The organism is Ensifer sp. BR816 (assembly GCF_000378985.1).
Taxonomy (GTDB): domain Bacteria; phylum Pseudomonadota; class Alphaproteobacteria; order Rhizobiales; family Rhizobiaceae; genus Sinorhizobium.
Genome location: NZ_KB905370.1, coordinates 3,445,401 through 3,464,625 on the forward strand (window position 1 = coordinate 3,445,401; position 19,225 = coordinate 3,464,625).

Consider the following 19,225-nt stretch of genomic DNA (forward strand, 5'->3'; position numbering starts at 1 on the left):
AGAGCACCTTGAGCAAGAGCCGAGGCTTCGAGCCATTTTGGCAAGGTGGAGAGCTGGGCAAACGTCTTCTCCTTGTCGTCATCACTTTAGCGTTGATCGCAGGCGCTGTCGCTTGGCTCGCGGGACGTCCCGACATTAGCGCCTCGTCTTGGGCCGCCGGGACGGCGGTTATCCTTGCGAGCCTCATTACCGAGATCGCGATCAGCCTCGGAAGGAAGGAATTCGGGCTGGATCTCATCGCAGCCCTCGCAATGGGCGGCGCCCTGCTTCTCAGCGAATACCTCACCGGCAGCATTGTTGCACTGATGTATACGGGTGGACAGGCGCTCGAGGATCTCGCTCAAAGACGGGCACGCCGAGAACTAACGGCGCTGCTCAATCGGGTACCACGTACCGCCGCTCGCTACGCGGACGGGCAGTTGCAGGAAGTTTCCGTCGAAGAGCTGAGCCCTGGAGACCGTATCCTGGTACGCGGCGGCGAGGTGGTGCCCGTTGACGGAAGCGTTACGGATGGCACCGCCGTTCTGGACGAGTCAGCCCTGACGGGCGAGGCGATGCCGGTTCGCCGCTGCTTGGGCGAGCCAGTGATGAGCGGCACGACGAACGCCGGCGGCGCCTTCGAGATGCTTGCCTCAAATGCGGCGCGCGACAGTACCTATGCGGCAATCGTCAGACTGGTGGAGGAGGCAAGGTCCGCGAAGGCGCCCATCGTACGGCTCGCCGACCGCTATGCGCTTGTGTTTCTCGCGGTGACGCTACTCCTGGCCGGAGGCGCCTGGGCCGCGAGTGGTGATGCTATTCGTGCGCTCGCCGTCCTGGTCATTGCAACACCGTGCCCGCTGATTCTCGCGGTCCCGGTGGCGATAATCTCGGGCGTCTCCCGCTGTGCTGGTAAAGGCGTGCTTGTGAAAAGCGGCGGCGCCCTCGAGATGCTCGCCCGCATGAAAACGGTGGTCCTCGACAAGACCGGAACGATTACCGATGGTCGCGCTCGTCTTATCGAGATCAAATCCCGGTCCGATGTCGACCCTCTGGAAGCGCTGCGTCTCGCGGCATCGCTCGATCAGGGCTCACACCATGTCATCGCGCGTGCGCTGGTCGCAGCCGCAAGAGAGCGGGGATTAAAACTTGTCGCACCATCTGGATCCAGTGAAGCGGCGGGTTCCGGCGTGACCGGCCACATAGATGGTCGCGAAATTGCGGTGGGCGGCTGGGATTTCGTCAACGCCAGGATCGAGGAGACCGCCTTCTCCCAAGAGGTCCGAAAATGGATTAGGAGGGAGGGCACCGTCTCGGTTCTCGCCGCCAAGGAAGGGATTCTGGTGGGCGCGTTTCTGCTGGCGGACGAGGTCCGGCCGGAGGCGGGCACTGTGCTAAGGCAATTGCGCGAAGCCGGCGTTGACCGGATCGTACTGGCGACCGGGGATCGCACCGAACTCGCGGAAAGCCTGCAGTCCTTCCTGGGTCTGGACTGCGTCGTCGCCGAATTGAAGCCGGAAGACAAAATCCGCATTGTGGAAGCGGAAAAATCGGCAGGCCCGGTCATGATGGTCGGCGACGGCGTCAACGATGCGCCGGCACTCGCCGCCGCTGACGTCGGGGTGGCCATGGGCGCGCGCGGGGCGGCTGCCTCCTCCGAAGCGGCCGACGTCGTCATCCTCGTGGACAGGCTCGACCGCCTCGTCAGCGCCATCCGGATCGCACACCGCTCACGCGCCATCGCCCTCCAAAGCGTCTATATGGGGATGGGCTTGTCCGTCGCCGGAATGATCACCGCCGCTCTGGGCTACCTGACACCGGTTCAGGGCGCCCTCTTGCAGGAAGCGATCGACGTCGTCGCAATCCTGAATGCGCTGCGGGCGCTTAGTCATCCCTTCCGCGGCTGGCGGAAAACAGCACTTTTGCCGTATGCGGAGCTCCTGGAACTCGAAGCCGAGCATCGCGCCCTGATGGATGTGGTGGACGAGATACGACATACGACCGAACGCATCCAGCACCTTTCCGAATCGGAAGTCCGCAACGAGCTTGCGGCCTTGGACGCTCTGCTGCGACGACGTCTTCTGCCGCACGAGCGGCAGGACGACGAGGAACTCTATCCAAGACTACGTAGACAGGCGGGTACGCCGGATGCCTTTGCGGGCATGAGCAGAACTCACATGGAGATCCAGCGCCAGGTCCACAGCCTGAGTTCTCTTCGAAAGGCCTTAGGTGAGCATGGGCCGAGCCCGGCGCAGCGCTACGAGATTCAGCGCCTGCTTCACGGGCTCGAAGCGATCACCCGGCTGCACTTTGCCCAGGAACTGGAAATCTATCGGTCGCTGGAGGACGAGAACTAGGACGGGTTGGAGGTCGTTACGAATGCTGTTCCCTCCATCATCGATCCGTTTGACGAACATCAAAGTCAGGGAAGCCTTCCTCCCGTTTGCTGGGTAGAGTTCAAAATCTGCACCGGCGCTTCAGCCGCTGGGCCGACAAAGAATCGCCAGATGCTCGCCGCGCCCACCCAGCGGCTCACGACCGACCTCCTTCCATGCGCGTTGTTGCCCAGCCTGCACCACCACAGTCTCGGAAGCCAGAAGCTCTGTATTATACTGCTTGGTAGCCTGCTCAATCTTGGCAGCCACATTGACAGCGTCGCCAAGCACGGTGAACTCTAATCGTAGGTCGTCCCCGACGAGCCCCCAATATATCTCACCCGTGTGTATGCCAATCCCTACCCGGACAGGCGGATCAAATCCGCGTTTGACGTTCCACTGATCCAGCAGCGCAAGAAGCCTGTGGGCACACGCAATAGCGCGGGCGCTATCGTCGCTCTGGGGTTGTGGAATGCCAAATACGAGGAGAGCGCCATCCCCAATGAACTTATCGACCACACCGCCGCTTGCCTCCGCCGCACGCATCACCCGTCGTCGAAAAGAGGAGACGAAGATCGATAGCCTCGCTGGATCCATTTTTTCGGCGAAAGCCGTGAACCCCCGTATATCGACGAACAATATTGTTGCCTGCTGGCGGCGACCTTGCCGCCAGGTGGCAAGGTCATTTTCACCCGCCAGTGGCGCGATCTCGGCCGGCAGGAACCGAGCAAGGTTTGCGCGGCGGGCCGTCTCGCTGACGGCGCGCATGAGCAGACGCCGAGAGCGCGCCATTGCTAGTGCCGTCGTCAGACCGGTCAGCGTCAGCATGACCGCGCGCATGAGATAAGGCGACAGCGAAAAAAGGCGGTCGACGCTTGCTTCCACCTCGCCCAGCGATGCGTGAACCTCAAGTTCAGTCAGGAACACGCGAAAACCAAGCGTGGAGACGACCCCAACCACAGCGATCATTATAGCAATGATGGCCCATAATTGGACCAGTGGCCGATAACGAAGCGCGCCGACCGCCAGGAGCAGGGGTACGGCCCAGATAGTCGGCATCGCTGCGACCCAATTACCCTCCAGTCCAACGCCATCCAGGCCAAGAAAAAGACTGATTCCGAGAATTGCTGCGTCGCCGGTGACAAGGACGAATGCCATCCAAGGTCTGAACCAGCGAGTGACAACAAGGAGAAACGACGTGATGCCGAGGACTAAAAAGGCGCCAATCGTGAACAGCGCCGCAAAGCGAACCTGGATCAGGTCGTGCCCTTCTGTGCCGACGGGCGTCCCCGAGGAAACGAGGAAACCACTCGTGAACAGGGTGAGGCCCAAAGCGATCCGAACCCATCCGGTCGTATATTCGGCCTCATTTTCCGATTCACGGAACAGGTCTTCGACCGAGGCGATGGTCAGAGCCGAGCGGCCCACGTTGGATCGATAGGTATCCAGTTGAAAAATCCTCATGAGCAAACCCTCTGTCACGGACGATCGGCGGACCCGCCGACGAGAGCATCGCGTTCTGCGCCTAACAGGCCCAGGTGGGGCGCAAGCCCTTCAATCATCTGGACAGTGTCAGTCCAACGATGGGCTTCGATCGCCTGAACAAACTGACCCGTTGAGGCGCGGTTCGCGAGACAAAAAACGCGCAGAGCGCCAGCACGAGAATTCCATCCAGAGCGTGATGGGCATTCGATTGCTTTTTTGGAGCGAGCAAGCGCCGATTTAGCTTTCCAGCCAGCCTAAAGCCAGTTCGCCGACAGTGACCATCGAAGATATCAGAATCAACATTCCCTGGAGAATGTCATTCTTGCCGACAGCACTGTCGGGATCCTTTCGGCGAAAATCGCCCAGTGATCCAACGACCTTCTGCACTCACGCCAACTCGTCAAACAGCCAGGTTCTTCATCGCTCGATGCAGTTTGCCAGTGTCGATGGATGATGCCTTGATGCGCATCAAAGCTTGGCCCGAGTCGGGCCCCGCGACACCTGAGCACAAGACTGGTTTCTGCTCGCGGCGGCAACAAATGCCATGTTTAGATTACGACCAGGATGGGCAACTGAACTTCTCGCCCCTTCGACGGCAGTCGACGCTCGGCGCCTTTTTGCTCGACGGCGCATTCAGGCGGGGCGATACCTCTGATCGGAACGGGCACGGTTTTGTTTGGACCGGCCAGGGGCGATGCGGCCGGCTCTGCCCGCGATGGGTGCATGGCCAATCCCAGTAGTATTGATCCGGGTCAAAATATTCCGAAGTAAAATCCGATAATTTGCAACAAGCTGTACTTTTCGCCTTCCTGCTGCCGGTCCAGGCTTCGCTTCGTCATGGACTCCCCAGCCGCAGCCTTGAGATCATTTCGGTAAAACGCAATGAAGACCACTGATGAGACCCCGAACCATATTGCCTATATCCATCCCGCGGGGGTCAGACGCTCTGCCAGCGCGGCATATGCCAGTGCACGCAGAGCGGTCATCCACGCACTCCTTACCGCAGCTCTTGCCCTGATCTGGGCGGGTTCCGCGGCAGCCACGCATTGCAAGAACGCGCCTGCGCCGGGACTAGACTGGAGCGACTGCAAGAAAACCCGCCTTATGCTCAGAGAAGCAGACCTTGAAGGCGCCAATCTTTTTAGCGCCGACTTCACTATGACCGATCTCCGTGATGCCGATCTAAAATCGGCGAATTTCGAAAAGGCGAAACTAGTGCGCGCGTCGCTCGCCGGTGCAAATGCTGAGAAGGCAAACTTCGCTAGGGTCGAAGCTCACCGGGCCAGCTTCGCAGGCATCTCTGCCAAAGGCGCTTCCTTCGCGAATGCCGAATTGCAGCGCACCGACTTCAGCCGGGCACGTCTGATTGGAGCGAACTTCGAAAGGGCCGAACTCGGGCGCAGCAACTTCGACGGAGCCAAATTGAACGGCACCCGGTTTTCGCTTGCTAACCTTTCAAGGGCTGATCTTAGCGGCGTAATCATCAAGGGGCCGGTCGCGTTCGACCGCTCTGTTCTCTTTCTCACCAGGATCGAGGGGCTCGATCTCTCGGCGGCAACGGGACTGCAGCAGGCGCAGATCGATCTGACCTGCGGCGATGATGCGACGAAACTTCCGCCTGGACTTTCCGTACCAGCACGGTGGCCATGCGAGTTCGATTGAAGCCCCCGCCATTCAGCATGTCGGCTTGCGCGACAGACTCGTTACGTTCCGCTGCAGAATCTGCAACAGGGCGATACGACGACACGTCCTTCAGCGCAACGCCGACATCGGCGAGGCCCCGTCGCACACCTTCACCGAAATCCCGAGTCCGAGAGAGGTGGTGTAGGAGTCCGGTATCCGCCAGCGTATCAAGGATGTTCCGCTGCCGCTGAGGAAGATCGGGTGCGCAATTTCAAGGAAACGAACACGCGTCGCCCGCTACGTTGCGGGAAGGTCTGGACAGAGGTTCGGCGAACGCTCTCTCCGCGCTCCTTGTCTTGTTACCCATCGTAGATCCATGACTTAAGGACGAGTAGTAGCCGATTTGTGCCTTCCATCGGACCCGTTTGAGGGACATCAAAGTCCTTTGGGCCCAACCCCGATAGGATGCCCGAAATTTTGAATTCCAGGCTGGGCACCATGGGCCGGATTGGACGGATCTTATCGGTTGTCTCTATTGCTGCAGTAGTTGCAGGCGGGCTGATCTGTCTCTCATACAGCAATGACATCAACGGTGCGCGGTCTGCAGTCGCCAGCGGCGCGCAGATTGCGAATACGGTCGCAGGTCCAATCGAATATGCTGAACAAGGGGACGGCATTCCGCTCCTGTCCATCCACGGCGCGGGTGGAGGATGGGATCAGGGGCTGACCAATGTTGCGGAGCTCGTCGGAGATGGCTTTCGTGTGATCGCGCCGTCACGCTTCGGGTATCTCGGGACGTCGATTCCGTCCGATGTTTCGCCCGCCGCCCAGGCCGATGCGCATGTGGCGCTGATCTCCTGGCTGAAAGTCGACAGAGCCGTCGTCGTCGGGGTCTCGGCTGGCGCACGCTCGGCGATCGAACTGGCGCTTCGCCATCCGGATAAGGTGTCCGCGCTTATTCTGATCGTCCCTGGAACTTACGCGCCCGACAGCCCGGTGATGGTCGAGGGGAGTCGTGGCAGCGCCTTTGTCTTTTGGCTGGTCAATGCGGGCGCCGACTTCGCCTGGTGGGCAACCGAGAAGATTGCGCCCTCGGTGCTCATTCGCTTCATCGGGGTACCGCCTGAACTCGTCGAAGTGGCTCCGGCGGAACAACGTGATCGGGTGATGGCTATTGTTCGCAGCATCGAGCCGCTCTCGCGCCGCTTTCCCGGCATCAACATAGACAGTGCTCCCGATCTCCACCGCTTGCCTCTCGACAAGATCACCGCTCCCACCCTGGTCGTCTCGGCCCGTGACGACCTCTTCAATACGCTTCCCGCCGCCAAGTTCGCGGCGGACAAGATCCCAAAAGCCAAGCTGGTCGTCTACGACTCCGGTGGGCACCTGCTCGTGGGACATGAAGAGGATGTCAGAAAGGTCATCAGCGACTTCCTTGTCGGGGCGGGCATAGGGCCCTCCTCAACGTCGCCCGTTTGGGCGTCTCTTCGGGCAAGCCAGCATGCATATGGCAGGCAATGGCAGGGTTTTGCGGAGGGCTTCCGATGACCACGCGCATCGCAATTATCCAAGGCCACCCAGACCCGGCCGGTCAGCACCTCTTGCACGCCATGGCTGACGCCTATGCCGAAGGTGCCGCGGCAGCGGGACACGAAGTGCGGCGCATAGAGGTGGCCAAGCTCGAATTTCCTCTACTGCATACACAGGAGGATTTCGAGAGCGGCGCATTGCCTCCGAACCTGGAGCAATCCCGGGAGGATATGCGCTGGGCAGAACACTGGGTCTTTCTGTTTCCCCTTTGGCACGGAACGATGCCGGCCCTGCTCAAGGGTTTCCTCGAGCACATTTTCAGGCCTGGTTTTGCAATGGAATACAAGAAAGGCGGCTTTCCGAAGAAGCTGCTCGCCGGGCGCTCGGCGCGCATTATCGTCACCATGGGAATGCCAGTGCTCCTGTACCGGTGGTACTTCGGCGCATATGGCGTGCGCAGCTTCGAGCGCAGCATGTTGGGCTTCGCCGGAATTAAGCCTATTCGCGAGAGTTTCTACGGCCTCTCGTTCGCCGATGCGAAGAAGCGCTCTCGCTGGATCAGCCACATCCGCGATCACGGCAGGCGTGCCGTCTGAGAACTACAGTCCCAGACGAATATGAACACTGTCAGCGCGTCTCCGGCTCTGCCCCGACTCCGGATGTCTTGTCGGCAGATCGTGCGACGACCATAGCGGCAACGTGCGCGGCGCACGCTTATCTGGATCCAAGTTTGACGCTGATCAAACGGTTTCGGTGCTCTCGGGCGATAATAGATGCATCGAAACACGGACTCGAGCTGGAGACTCGTTTCTGTGCCGGAAGGACGAAATGCCCTTGAGATAGATCAGTGATGAAGACGTCGGGTGACGAGGCGCTTCTGATCATGGAAAGAGACATCGGAGGCAACGAGTGCCGGCTGCAGGAATATGCACCGGTTTTCAGCGACATTGCTTCCAAGAAGTTTAACGGCAGGGAGCTCACCTTCGACGGGCTCGTCAGAATAACAGCAACTGACGTGTCGGCTTGGAAAGCTCACCTCCCCGATGCGGCTTGAGATATTCGACGCAACTATCGCCGGCAGCAAGAAGGAACAGTTGCTGGCGAAAACAGGAGGACGCGCTGCAATGGATGCCATACGCGGTCTGCAATGTGCTGTGATCCTTGCTTTCGTACTCGTGGCCATTGACGAGAGCGCCGCCGCCGACCGGGCCCATGGACGCAGCATCGCACAACGCTGGTGTAGCGAGTGTCACGTCGTTGCGCCCGGACAACGTCACGGCTCTGACACCGTGCCGACATTCGCTCAGATTGGGGCATCGGAGCAATTTGACGAAGGCAGACTCTCGGCCTTCTTAGCTGCACCTCACCACTCCCGGATGCCCAATCTCTCGTTAACGCGCTCCGAGATCGCCGATCTCGTGGCGTACATCAAGGCGAAACAACCTTAGTTGTTCCTGCCATCCGCGCAGGTCAGCATTAGAGGCAAAAAAGGTTTCCGACGTGCATGAAATATTGTGAGCGCAATGACTGAAATCAGCTTTCTCTGGCCGCTGACCGGCGGTCTCCTGATCGGCATATCGGCTGGCCTATATCTCCTGTTGAACGGCAGGGTAGCCGGAATTTCCGGGCTCGCAGCCGCTTCAGTCGGCTTGACACATGACGGCTCCAGCAAGTTGGGAGTGGGTTTCCTCGCGGGCGTCGTCGCAGGCGCGTGGCTGGCGGCCTCCCTTGTGCGTCGACCCGATATCGTTGTCACTGCTTCGCCAGCACTGTTGATCGCCGCCGGACTCTTCGTTGGCTACGGCACCCGACTTGGATCGGGCTGCACGAGCGGCCACGGTGTTTGCGGACTTGCCCGTCTTTCACCGCGTTCGCTTGCTGCCACGGCAGTCTTTATGACCGTTGCGGGAGCAACGGTCTTCGTCTCGCGACACATCCTGGGAGCGCAGCCATGAGGACCAGCATGATAGCGTCGATCGTCTGCGGACTTATCTTCGGAGCAGGTCTGGTAATCTCCGACATGGTCAATCCTGGACGTGTGCTGGCATTCCTCGATGTCGCGGGTAGCTGGGATCCCTCGCTGGCCTTTGTCATGGGTGGCGCGCTCGTCCCCTCTGCCGTGGCCTATGTCATCCGCCGGCGCCGCTCCGCGCCCTTGCTCGATAGCCGCTTCCATGTACCAGCGAACACAGCGATCGATCGGAGATTGGTCGCTGGCGCGGCCTTGTTCGGAATTGGATGGGGGCTGGTGGGGTTTTGCCCCGGCCCCGCCATCGCTGCATTGTCGACGGGGCGCTGGGAGGCCGTTCTGTTCGTTGCGGCCATGCTGGTCGGCATGTCGGCGTACCGCGTATCGTGGGGCCAGCGCCTTCCGAACGACTCGGCAGATTGAAGTATACCTCCTGCGAGCACGATGAACGTACTTGATGAGCTTAGAGCCGACCTTCGGGCGAAGGTCGAATCGCCGGAATCAGCTTAAGCACGGCGGCTGGCGAATAGTGGGAGGGGATATCGCGCTTTCCCGGTCAGATCCAAGCTGTAAAGGATTAAGGCGACCTATGCGCCGGGAGGCTGTAGAGCGTCCAGATCACGCGGATCGGGCGACCTAAACCAATGTCAGGGATTGACCCATTTAAGAGCGCCCGTTTCCTTGTGGTAAACATTACCCTTCGATCGCCCTGCCGCCCTAGCTGAACCAGTCCAGAGCCTCGGCCCGGAAGCTCATCACGCCGAAAAGTGCCTTTCGATCAGTTCCATTTGTGCGCCTTGGCCGGGTGCCGGCTCATATTACGCGGCCTCCCTCCTGATGCAGCGGAAGCCTAGATGGCAGGTCGAGGTATCGATCGGTTGAGCCATTCGCGCGGCGGGGCGATATCGCTGGCAGTAGTTGGGAGCGCATAGAAACGAGCCCCCCTTGGTGACCCTGCGTGGAAAGCTGAAGTCGGGGTTATGAGGATCGAAGCTCGCCTCGCGGGTACCACCACGCGGGTTTCTGATCGTGCAGCAGCCATTTTCGGCATGACCGAACTCCCGATACCAGTCCGCTGTCCATTCCCAGACATTGCCGGCCATGTCGTAAAGCCCATAGCCGTTGGATGGAAACGCGCCCACCGGGGAGGTCCACTCGTAGCCGGCGTTGTCGCGTTTGTGATACGGGAATTCCCCGCACCACGTATTAGCCATCTGCTTCCCCCCCGGAGTGAGTTCGTCACCCCAGACGAACTCGGCGCGATCCAGCCCGCCGCGGGCGGCGAACTCCCACTCGGCTTCCGTGGGCAATTCCTTTCCAGCCCATTCGGCAAAGGCGGCTGCATCCTGATAGGCGATATGAACCACCGGATGATCGGGCAGGCAGCGGCTCGCCGGTCCACGCGGATGACGCCAATCCGCTCCCGGTACGTATTCCCACCAGTTGTACGGATTGTTCAAATCGACCGGGTGCAGCGGTTTCTTGAAAACGGACGAGGCGGGCGCAAGCATGTCCGGCGCGGCCCCCGGATAGTCCGCAGGATTCGCCGGCAGTTCGGCCAGCGTCACGTGCCCGGTCTCGCGGACAAAGCATTCATAATCCCGATTGGTCACCACGCAGCGATCCATCCAGAAGCCGTCGACGGCAACCCTACGGGCCGGGGCTTCCTCGGGATAATGCGCGTCCGAGCCCATAATGAATTCTCCGCCGTGGATCCACACCATGTCGGGCGACGGAGGAGCGCCGGGACCGTGTTCCCGGCGTTGCGTGTCAGATGCCGTGCTCATGCCGATTGCCCCCTGTGGTCGGATACGATGCCGAAAACCGGCGCCCATGCACACATGGTCCAAAGAAACGAACAGCCCCGCCACGCCTCAGAATGAACCGCCAAATCGCTCAATCTCCGACATTGAACATTTCGGCCGGGTCGGGCAGCGCGGTGTCCGAGCGCAAAAGCAATCGCACGGCGTCCTGCAGGATGAAAGGAGGAGACATCTGCGAGGCGAGTTCGATAACCCGCGCCTGCAGTTTCTGGACCATTTCGGGGTTCTGATCGGCAAGGTTTGTGGTTTCGGACGTATCCTTCGAAAGATCGAAGAGTTCGACTTTCGGCGGCAACGTCGCCTTCCACAGAAGCTTCCAATCGCCCTGGCGCACGGCGGCCGTCATTGGTTCGATGTTGTAGACGATCTCGGTGCGTGGCGATGGCTTTCCCTCGCCAAGCATCGGCCACATGTCCACCCCGTCCAGCGGTTTGTTCTTGCCGAGCTCAGCGCCGGCCAGAGCCGCCAAGGTCGGGTACATGTCGACGACATGCATCATTCCGTCGGCAGTGCCAGGCTCGATCTTTCCCGGCCAGTTGACCAGGCCAACGACGCGCGTGCCTCCCTCATAGGTTGTCCCCTTGCCCTCCCGGTAAGGACCGTTGTCGGCCGGAAGCTTGCCCTTGACATCGCTTTCCCCCGCAAAGAACGCGTTGACCACGCCGCCATTGTCGCTGTGAAAGACAATGAGCGTATTCTCGCGCATGCCGCGCTTTTCGAGAGCTTCGACGACTCTGCCGATGCCATCGTCCATCACCGAGATCATCGCGGCATAGTTTCGCCGGCTCTCGTCGGCGATGTGGCTGTTGCGTTCAAGATATTCCTTCGGCGCCTGGAAGGGCGTATGCGGCGCCGTGAAGGCCAGATACAGGAACAGAGGTTTCGACTGATCGTGCTCGTTGATCACTCGCACGGCTTCGGTAGCGAACAGGACGTTGTCAAATCCTTCCTCCTCAATGGCGTTGTTGTCCCGGTACCAGTCCGCGTTGCCGTTTGCCGACTTATGCGTGAAGTGATCGATCTCGCCAAGCAGAGCGCCATAGAATGAATCGAATCCGCGCTGACGCGGCCAGAATGCCGCCTTGGCGTGACCGAGGTGCCACTTGCCGCTTGCGGCAGTGGCATAGCCTGCCTCCTTCAGCATTTCCGGCAAGAGATAGTCGTCGAGCGCCAGGCCGTAGGTGCCGCCCTGGGGAATGACGGCGGTCTGCATGCCGTAGCGGAACGGGTAACGGCCCGTCATGAACGCCGCCCGGGTAGGCGTGCACATGGGCTGGGCGTAGTATTGCTCAAGCCGGGCGCCTTTTTCTGCCAGTTCGTCGATGTTTGGCGTCTTTATGTCAGAGCCGTGAAATCCGACATCCTTCCAGCCCAGATCATCGGCCAGGATAATAACAATGTTCGGCTTCGCCGACTGTGCCAGCGCGGCAGCTCCGGAAGCAAGCGCGGCGGCCAATCCGCACACGCCAATCCTGCCAGCGAATTGCGCCGCCGCCAGCGAACCGCCAGTCGTGAGCATTGCCCGGCGCGTAAACCCTTTTGGGCCGATATGACCGACCTCGTTATCAGCGTTCTCCATCAGTTCTGTCTCCCCCTTGCTCACCGGTGTGTCCGGCATTTCGCGCAAGAACAGTTGGTTGATGATCATCACCCGCCAACGTATGGCTGTGCCAATACCCAAAGTAGAAATTCCGGGCTGGCGAGCATCCAAAATGCCCCTCACCCCTCTCTGTATCGATGCCCCTTGCTACCCGGCATATGCGCCCCAGCCTTCAGACCTCAGGCTTCCCGAAGCTGACCCAGAACGCACCGCAACTCGCTACAGCGATTATTGCGCGCTTGAAAAGACGCGCGGCGCCATAGAAGGACGCCGCTGCCAGCTTCCTCCACGGAGTCACGCTCGCGCCAATCACGCGCAGTTTCAACTAACCTTATAGGATGACCGTATAGGATGACCGGCTAAAAACGGACTACCAGACCGAGCATCGGACCCTGCTGCACGACGTCGAACACAAATCCATCCTTGCTGTAGTCCACGCCCAGGGCGCGGTATCCAGCCACGGCTGAAACCGTGTCGCCGACGCGGTAACCGATCGCCGCGGCGACATCCCAGTCGAGGTCGGCGCCGCCGGCGCCGACAAGGCCCCATCCGGTCAGGTAGATTTCAGGCGTGAGCGAATAGGTGCCGCGCAAGCCGGCCAGCCCGTCCACCCAGGTTGCGTCATCCGTTCTGGAAACCCCGTCGAGAAGACCGCCGCTGAAGGAGAGCTCGCTTTCGACGGACCAGACGCGCAGGCCGGCCGCAATATATACGCGCGCGGCGCTATCTTCGTAGATCGCGTATCCGGCCCCGAGGAAGCCGGCGAAGATCTCGGACGAGAGCTCGACATCGTCGGCAAGGATGCCTCTCGACGTGCCGCCCTGGCCCGAAATCTTCGTATACATCACATCGGCGAAGATGCTGTATGGTCCGTATCGGGCTTCCCCGATCGCCATCGCGCCGAAATCGAGTTGATCGAAGATGTCGCTGAAGCTCGCATCGACATGGGCCGCAGGCAATCCGAACTGCGCGACGTCGCCCGAAAGCCCGCCGCCCAGAAATAGGGCGCGAAGGAGAACGTCCAGCCGCTTTCGGTCGTGGTTTGTTGAACCTGTGGCGTCATCGGTGAATAGATGTCGGCGGCCGTGGTGCTGCCGGCAATGAGGAGCCCTCCGGCGGTTGCCAGGCCTCTAATCAGGCAAGATCTCATTTTTCCCCCTACGTTCGCCGGCGCTGCTTCGATTCCGCTCTCCATGTGATCATGATCGAGCGCCGTGGTTTGACCAAGAACTTTTTACACCCTTCGTTAGATGCCTCTACAGGGCACAATTTTCGGTGATGGCCCTGACCTTGCCCGCAGATGCCTTCAGTGAGCTCCATCCTCGGTTGTTCTCATATGAGCTAACTGCCTCCGGTATTAGTACAACTATCCTGAGTTTCCTTTTTTAACTACAATTCGCCTGTCACGTAGCCGCCAGCAGCTATGTGCACAGGGGGTACATCAACAGGTCCGTTCGCATTTCACCTGATCTCAACAACAGGAGGACGCTATGCGTGCACTGGCGAATGATGACAGAAACCAGTTCTGCAAACTGAGGCCGGCCGCTTCTCTCGCTCTTGGCCTCGCGGCCTTTTCGATCGGCGCGGCAGATGCGAACGCCATCACCGAAGAGGAAGCGCACGTAATCGGTGTGGACGCGTACGTTTATTTCTATCCACTGCTATCGATGGACATCACCCGGAAGCAATTGACCAACGTCGAAGCCAAGAAAGGTGCGATCGGCGGCCCGCCCAATCAGTTCAACAACATCCGAGAGTTCCCTCCGGCAGACATGAAGGTGGTGGTCCGGCCGAATTTCGACACGCTGTATTCGAGCGCCTGGCTTGATCTAACGAAAGAACCGGTCGTGGTTTCGGCGCCCGACACCGGTGGACGCTTCTACCTGCTGCCCATGCTCGACATGTGGACGGATGTGTTTGCGGCACCGGGCTGGCGGACCACCGGAACCGCGGCCGGCCATTTCCTGATTGCCCCGCCCGGCTGGCAGCCCGAACTCCGTGAGGGCTTCGATGAATTCAAGCTGCCGGAAGGAACGCAAAGGATCGATGCACCCACGCCCTATGTCTGGATCATCGGACGGACGAAGACCGACGGACCGCCCGACTATGACGCCGTTCGCAAGATCCAGGATGGTTATACGGTCACATCGCTCTCCGAGTGGGGCAAGGAGCTAAAACCGGCTGAGGTGAAAATCGACCCGTCCGTGGACATGAAGACGCCACCCAAGACCCAGGTCGACACCGCCTCGGCCGGAGCCTATTTCGCCTACGCCGCCGAGCTCCTGAAACTCCATCCGCCGCACATCACCGACCAGCCCATCATTGCCCGAATGAAGCGGATCGGCATCGAGCCGGGCAAGAGCTTCGATCTTTCCAAGGCAGACGCGATCGTCCAGAAGGCGCTCGAGACGGTCCCGCAGGACGCTCAGGCGCTCATGACCTGGAAGGTGAAGACCATGGCACGTGTCGCCAATGGCTGGTCGATGAATACCGACACAATGGGTGCCTATGGCAATTACTACTTGAAGCGTGCAATCGTTGCGCAGCAGGGTCTCGGCGCCAACCTGCCTGAGGACGCCATCTATCCGCTCAATCTTGCGGACGAAAACGGCCACCCGCTCGACGGCGGAAACAACTACACGATCCACTTCGACAAGGATCAAATTCCGCCGGCCCAAGCCTTCTGGTCTGTGACGCTGTATGATGACAAGGGGTTTCAGGTCGCCAATTCCATCAACCGCTTCGCGGTCAGTAGCTGGATGCCGTTCAAGTACAACGCCGACGGCTCGCTCGATCTCTATTTCCAGCACGAGAGCCCCGGCAAGGACAAGGAATGGAACTGGCTGCCCGCGCCCGAAGGACCGTACAACCTGACCATGCGGCTCTACGCCCCCAAGCCCGATGCTCTCACGGGCAAGTGGAACCCGCCGCCGGTCACGAAGTCCAGCGCGGCATCTCCGCTCGCGGCGCAATGACCGAAATTGAGAACGTGAAACGCATTGTGTTGCGTGCATAGTGTTACGCCAAGGAGGCCGGCTTTCGTCGACGTCCTTGGCGGACGTACAGGGTCCCTTAGCGGGTTAGAACTGGGACTTCGATTCTCGCGGCGTCAGCTTCTGGAACGCAATGAAGCCTTCTGCGGAGCGGCTCCCGAACTTCCGCTCCCCACCCTCTCGCGACGGATGGGAACCGGAAAGATCATCCCCCCCGCGACGCTGATGAAGGCGAATTCTCGACCCGAAGCGGCCACTGCTGGTCGATGGCGCAAAGGTCCGTAGTGGCTGGCGTTTCGGGTCGTTCCACCCGAGCCAGCCAGCCGGATACCACATCCGGCGGAGAAGCCCATCGCGGCGAAGGAATCGATGGTAGAGGCCTACCCCCCCCTCTGGGATACCAGCAGGCCGACGATCAAGAAGCCGCCTATGTCATAGGCAGTCCTTGGAGAATATCCAGTGAAGTTCGGCAAGATTGTGCCGGGACCGCCCATAGAAGAACCGGCTGCTGCCCGCGGGGGTTTATGTTCCCGCTTGAGCACACGAAATCCGTGCTGCGCACGTCGGCCTGGAACCGGCGAGCACTATAGTTCCCGTGCTGCGTAGAGGCATCGGATCATGTCGCTGGCAAACGTCTGCATCCGCGCCCTTGCCGATTCCGCGCTTTCGCGTTCCGCGAGGTCGAGATAACAGTCGAGCAGGAACTCGCAGAGAGGCACCAGCCGTCCCGGCACGTTCTCCGAAACGTGATCCAGGAGAGGCGTTACGCCAGGAGGATCTTCCGACAGAGCAGCAGCCCGCTCGAGCGCCTCGTTGGCCAAGCCGGCCAGCCGCCCCGAGTGTTCGCCTAGCAGATCCGAGAGCCGCCTCTCGAGCGCCGGAAGGTCGCCTCTGACGGAACCGGATTCGCCGCGGCGCAGTTCGTGAAATGCCCGACGCCGCTCGCGACGCAGCGTGGCGACGTGGCCCAGCTCCTCCCTTGCCAGCCGCTCGGCAGCCTGCCTGATTTCGTCGGAAGGCGCGTGCGCCGCCGCATATGTCCAGAAGACAAAGGCCCGCTCCTCGTTGCGGACCGCCATGGAAAAGGCGCGGTACGACGTCAGCAGCTCCGGAGCGACAACCCCTGCCCCCTCGTCGTCGAAGAGCGGTTCAGCAAGATTGACGGGCTCCGCCGCCCGGTCACCAAGCCATTCGTCCACCTTTCCGAGATGTCCCCTTTCTTCCGCGACAAGACGCTCGAACACGGCTGCGAGGTCGGGGCGGCTTTCGGCCCGCATCCGGGCCGCCAGGGCGACATAGCCATCCACGGCCTCCTGCTCCATCGCTCGGGCAAACGACAGCAGTTCGCTCATCGAAGCCATTACCCATGGCTCGCTTCCTCTTTCCGGCATGACCTCTCCTCCGGTTTGGCACGCGCAAGTTGTGCTTTGTGGTTCTGGTTCTCTGGACCTCAGACAGATTGGCCCTAGTTGAGTTTAATCAAGTTGATTTGGCGCAAAGAAAATCATTTCCAGCCGTGTGAAATGGCTGCAATGCAGTGGCCAACCGCGGCCCAGGAAAACCGATGTACCAGGCAGCGACCGATAAGATGCAAGTGCAACGCCTTCTCCGCGCGGTCATCGTTTTCTTTGTAGCGATGTTGCTCGCCTTTCCCAGCATGGCCGCGGGTCAACTGTCCACCTATCTGCAAAAGGTGCAGCCGGAGGAGATATTTCCGGGCGCGACCCGTTTCGGCGATGTGACCGGCGATCCGCCGATCGCGCCAGTCTTCCGCGGCGACAGCCTGCTGGGCTACGCCTATCTCAATTCGGATGTCACGAGTTCCGTCGGCTATTCCGGCAAGCCCATCCATATCGTCGTTGGAATCGGTTCCAAGGGCGTCGTGCATGGGCTGAAGCTGGTCGATCACAAGGAGCCTATCGTTCTCATCGGCATTCCGGAAGCCAAGGTCGTCGCCTCGGTCAACGCGCTGATCGGAAAGGACCTCGGACGCGTCTCGGCGGGGACTGAGCGGCCGCCGCAAGTCGACATCGTCAGCGGAGCCACGGTGACCGTCCTCGTCATGGGCGACAGCGTCGTCCGCTCCGCCGTCAAGCTGATCCGCAGCAACAGGCTCGGCGCGGACGCCGCGGCGCAGGCCGGATCCTCCGCCCAGTTGCGGAAGGTCGATCTCAACAAGACGGACACGAGCGACTGGCAGACGCTGATCGGCAACGGCTCGGTGAGAAGCCTGCGGCTGACGGTCGGCGAGGTGTCGGAGGCATTCCGGCAGGCTGGGCAAACGGGCGCTGCCGGCCGGCCCGAGACGCACGGACCCGGCGACCGGTTCATCGATCTCTACATCGCTCCGGTGAGCGTGCCGGCGATCGGAAGGTCGCTGCTCGGCGACGCCCGCTACGAGCAGATGCGCGCCAAGCTGAAACCTGGAGAAGAGGCGATCGTCGTGGCAGGAGACGGGGCCTACTCGTTCAAGGGGTCGGGCTACGTCCGTGGCGGCATCTTCGACCGCATCGAACTGCTTCAGGACGGCCAGGGACTGCGCTTCCGCGACCGTTATCATACAAGGCTGCCGGCGCTCGCAGCACCTGGCGCGCCTCGCCTCCGCGAAATTGCCCTGTTCGTGGTTCCGGCCGAATTTGGTTTCGACGTGACCGCGCCCTGGGAACTGCAGTTGCTGGTCCAGCGCAGCGCCGGCGGGCGCGACAAGGCCGTGCTGCCATACAATCTGGGCTACACCCTCCCCGACGCCTATGTGACTGTCGAGGCTGCACCCGCGCCGTCGCCGGTCGAACCAAGCGTCGCCGAACAGGCGACTCCCGCCGAGCCGCTCCCGGAAGGGCAGCCCCTCTGGATGAAGATGTGGGACATGAACCGCGTGACGGTGGCCGTCACGATCGCGGCCGTGCTTGTCCTCACGCTGATCTTCTTCTTCCAGGACTGGCTCGTGAAGCGGCCGGCACTGTTTGCCTGGGTGAGGCGCAGCTACCTGCTCTTCACGCTCGTGTGGCTTGGCTGGTACGCCAACGCCCAGCTCTCGGTCGTCAACGTACTGACCTTCTTCAACTCTCTGGTCACGGGCTTCCATTGGGAGTTCTTCCTGTCGGCGCCGCTGGTGTTCCTTCTGTGGGGGAGCGTTGCCGCCGCGCTGCTGTTCTGGGGACGCGGCCCCTTCTGCGGCTGGCTATGTCCGTTTGGTGCGCTGCAGGAACTGACCAACAATGTGGCGCGATGGCTGAAGGTGCCGCAGGTCCGAGTGCCCTGGGGGCTGCATGAACGGCTCTGGCCGATTAAATACATCATCTTCCTTGGCCTGTTCGGGCTGTCGCTCTACTCGCTGGCGCTGGCCGAAGTGTTTTCGGAAGTGGAGCCGTTCAAGACGGCGATCATCCTGAAGTTCGCGCGCGAATGGCCTTTCGTTCTCTTTGCGCTCACCGTGCTCTCCGCCGGCCTGTTCATCGAGCGGTTCTACTGCCGTTACCTGTGCCCGTTGGGTGCCGCGCTCGCCATACCCGGACGGATCCGCATGTTCGAGTGGCTGAAGCGGTGGCCGGAATGCGGCTCGCCCTGCCAGCGCTGCGCGAAGGAATGCCCGGTCCAGTCGATCCACCCGGAGGGCGGCATCAATGTCAACGAATGCATCTACTGCATGCACTGCCAGGAGCTTTATCACGACGATCAGCGCTGTCCGCACATGATCCAGGTGCGGCTGAAACGCGAGAAGTTCATGGCGCTTTCCACCCCGGTCTCGCGGGGGGAAGTGCCGGCGAAGACCGCCGTGACCCACAAGGGCGTCCCGATCAGGAAACCTGAGCCGGCGCCTGAAAATCCCGTCTGACGCCAACACTTAA

At 60.8% G+C, this 19,225-nt stretch carries 15 protein-coding genes and 1 pseudogene; 10 read left to right on the plus strand and 6 right to left on the minus strand.

The window, feature by feature from the left end; all coding sequences use genetic code 11:
* The first annotated feature begins 8 nt into the window (after positions 1-8).
* On the plus strand, positions 9-2,336 hold the full coding sequence (locus RHIBR816_RS0116460) for a heavy metal translocating P-type ATPase (RefSeq protein ID WP_026187076.1): 2,328 nt from the start codon (positions 9-11) through the stop codon (positions 2,334-2,336).
* A gap of 120 nt (positions 2,337-2,456) precedes the next feature.
* On the opposite strand, the gene RHIBR816_RS0116465 is transcribed toward RHIBR816_RS0116460, so the two are convergent.
* Together RHIBR816_RS0116465 and RHIBR816_RS37515 are read right to left on the minus strand one after the other, a co-directional pair.
* Positions 2,457-3,818: an adenylate/guanylate cyclase domain-containing protein gene (locus RHIBR816_RS0116465; RefSeq protein WP_026187077.1), complete on the minus strand. Its 1,362-nt coding sequence runs from the start codon at positions 3,816-3,818 to the stop codon at positions 2,457-2,459.
* 258 nt (positions 3,819-4,076) lie between these two features.
* A complete protein-coding gene (locus RHIBR816_RS37515; RefSeq protein WP_018237671.1) occupies positions 4,077-4,226 on the minus strand; it encodes a hypothetical protein in 150 nt (49 codons plus the stop codon).
* A gap of 495 nt (positions 4,227-4,721) precedes the next feature.
* Between RHIBR816_RS37515 and RHIBR816_RS0116480 the strand changes: the two genes are divergently transcribed.
* From RHIBR816_RS0116480 to RHIBR816_RS0116510, 7 genes are all read left to right on the plus strand, one after another.
* On the plus strand, positions 4,722-5,501 hold the full coding sequence (locus RHIBR816_RS0116480; protein ID WP_157628198.1) for a pentapeptide repeat-containing protein: 780 nt from the start codon (positions 4,722-4,724) through the stop codon (positions 5,499-5,501).
* Between the two features lie 459 nt (positions 5,502-5,960).
* Entirely contained in the window at positions 5,961-7,010 is a 1,050-nt protein-coding gene (locus RHIBR816_RS0116485; protein WP_018237674.1) for an alpha/beta fold hydrolase, read from the plus strand.
* Positions 7,007-7,588 (plus strand): NAD(P)H-dependent oxidoreductase, encoded by a 582-nt coding sequence (locus tag RHIBR816_RS0116490; RefSeq protein ID WP_018237675.1) that lies wholly within the window; start codon positions 7,007-7,009, stop codon positions 7,586-7,588. Before RHIBR816_RS0116485 ends, RHIBR816_RS0116490 begins: the two co-directional genes overlap by 4 nt.
* 254 nt (positions 7,589-7,842) lie before the next feature.
* Positions 7,843-8,046: a hypothetical protein gene (locus RHIBR816_RS0116495; protein ID WP_018237676.1), complete on the plus strand. Its 204-nt coding sequence runs from the start codon at positions 7,843-7,845 to the stop codon at positions 8,044-8,046.
* A complete protein-coding gene (locus RHIBR816_RS0116500; RefSeq protein ID WP_018237677.1) occupies positions 8,036-8,440 on the plus strand; it encodes a cytochrome c family protein in 405 nt (134 codons plus the stop codon). The genes RHIBR816_RS0116495 and RHIBR816_RS0116500 overlap by 11 nt, the downstream gene beginning before the upstream one ends.
* A 75-nt stretch (positions 8,441-8,515) precedes the next feature.
* Complete coding sequence (locus RHIBR816_RS0116505; protein WP_018237678.1) at positions 8,516-8,947, plus strand: YeeE/YedE family protein; 432 nt, start codon at positions 8,516-8,518, stop codon at positions 8,945-8,947.
* Positions 8,944-9,384 (plus strand): YeeE/YedE family protein, encoded by a 441-nt coding sequence (locus tag RHIBR816_RS0116510; protein WP_026187081.1) that lies wholly within the window; start codon positions 8,944-8,946, stop codon positions 9,382-9,384. The genes RHIBR816_RS0116505 and RHIBR816_RS0116510 overlap by 4 nt, the downstream gene beginning before the upstream one ends.
* A 395-nt stretch (positions 9,385-9,779) precedes the next feature.
* Here RHIBR816_RS0116510 and RHIBR816_RS0116515 read toward each other — a convergent pair whose 3' ends face one another.
* The 3 genes and pseudogenes from RHIBR816_RS0116515 to RHIBR816_RS0116525 all read right to left on the minus strand — a co-directional run bounded on the left by RHIBR816_RS0116515 (position 9,780) and on the right by RHIBR816_RS0116525 (position 13,534).
* Positions 9,780-10,748 (minus strand): formylglycine-generating enzyme family protein, encoded by a 969-nt coding sequence (locus tag RHIBR816_RS0116515; protein ID WP_245262603.1) that lies wholly within the window; start codon positions 10,746-10,748, stop codon positions 9,780-9,782.
* Between the two features lie 109 nt (positions 10,749-10,857).
* Entirely contained in the window at positions 10,858-12,363 is a 1,506-nt protein-coding gene (locus RHIBR816_RS0116520; RefSeq protein ID WP_245262604.1) for an arylsulfatase, read from the minus strand.
* Positions 12,364-12,743: 380 nt separating this feature from the next.
* Positions 12,744-13,534 (minus strand): annotated as a pseudogene (locus tag RHIBR816_RS0116525) (hypothetical protein).
* A gap of 340 nt (positions 13,535-13,874) precedes the next feature.
* On the opposite strand from RHIBR816_RS0116525, the gene RHIBR816_RS0116530 reads away from it, so the two are divergent.
* On the plus strand, positions 13,875-15,359 hold the full coding sequence (locus RHIBR816_RS0116530; RefSeq protein WP_018237684.1) for a DUF1254 domain-containing protein: 1,485 nt from the start codon (positions 13,875-13,877) through the stop codon (positions 15,357-15,359).
* A 602-nt stretch (positions 15,360-15,961) separates the two neighbouring features.
* Here the strand turns inward: RHIBR816_RS0116530 and RHIBR816_RS0116535 are convergent.
* The gene (locus RHIBR816_RS0116535) at positions 15,962-16,768 is read right to left on the minus strand and encodes a ferritin family protein (RefSeq protein ID WP_026187082.1); all 807 of its coding nucleotides are present in this window, start codon (positions 16,766-16,768) and stop codon (positions 15,962-15,964) included.
* A 173-nt stretch (positions 16,769-16,941) separates the two neighbouring features.
* Here RHIBR816_RS0116535 and RHIBR816_RS0116540 point away from each other — a divergent pair, with 173 nt between their 5' ends.
* On the plus strand, positions 16,942-19,212 hold the full coding sequence (locus tag RHIBR816_RS0116540) for a 4Fe-4S binding protein (protein ID WP_018237686.1): 2,271 nt from the start codon (positions 16,942-16,944) through the stop codon (positions 19,210-19,212).
* Positions 19,213-19,225: the final 13 nt, after the last annotated feature.

Excerpts from the sequence above, each read along its gene's own strand:
- RHIBR816_RS0116465 (WP_026187077.1), bottom strand. The coding sequence starts at position 3,818 with ATGAGGATTTTTCAACTGGATACCTATCGATCCAACGTGGGCCGCTCG.
- RHIBR816_RS0116480 (WP_157628198.1), top strand. The coding sequence starts at position 4,722 with ATGAAGACCACTGATGAGACCCCGAACCATATTGCCTATATCCATCCC.
- RHIBR816_RS0116485 (WP_018237674.1), top strand. The coding sequence starts at position 5,961 with ATGGGCCGGATTGGACGGATCTTATCGGTTGTCTCTATTGCTGCAGTA.
- RHIBR816_RS0116490 (WP_018237675.1), top strand. The coding sequence starts at position 7,007 with ATGACCACGCGCATCGCAATTATCCAAGGCCACCCAGACCCGGCCGGT.
- RHIBR816_RS0116495 (WP_018237676.1), top strand. The coding sequence starts at position 7,843 with ATGAAGACGTCGGGTGACGAGGCGCTTCTGATCATGGAAAGAGACATC.
- RHIBR816_RS0116500 (WP_018237677.1), top strand. The coding sequence starts at position 8,036 with ATGCGGCTTGAGATATTCGACGCAACTATCGCCGGCAGCAAGAAGGAA.
- RHIBR816_RS0116505 (WP_018237678.1), top strand. The coding sequence starts at position 8,516 with ATGACTGAAATCAGCTTTCTCTGGCCGCTGACCGGCGGTCTCCTGATC.
- RHIBR816_RS0116510 (WP_026187081.1), top strand. The coding sequence starts at position 8,944 with ATGAGGACCAGCATGATAGCGTCGATCGTCTGCGGACTTATCTTCGGA.
- RHIBR816_RS0116515 (WP_245262603.1), bottom strand. The coding sequence starts at position 10,748 with ATGAGCACGGCATCTGACACGCAACGCCGGGAACACGGTCCCGGCGCT.
- RHIBR816_RS0116520 (WP_245262604.1), bottom strand. The coding sequence starts at position 12,363 with ATGGAGAACGCTGATAACGAGGTCGGTCATATCGGCCCAAAAGGGTTT.
- RHIBR816_RS0116530 (WP_018237684.1), top strand. The coding sequence starts at position 13,875 with ATGCGTGCACTGGCGAATGATGACAGAAACCAGTTCTGCAAACTGAGG.
- RHIBR816_RS0116535 (WP_026187082.1), bottom strand. The coding sequence starts at position 16,768 with ATGCCGGAAAGAGGAAGCGAGCCATGGGTAATGGCTTCGATGAGCGAA.
- RHIBR816_RS0116540 (WP_018237686.1), top strand. The coding sequence starts at position 16,942 with ATGTACCAGGCAGCGACCGATAAGATGCAAGTGCAACGCCTTCTCCGC.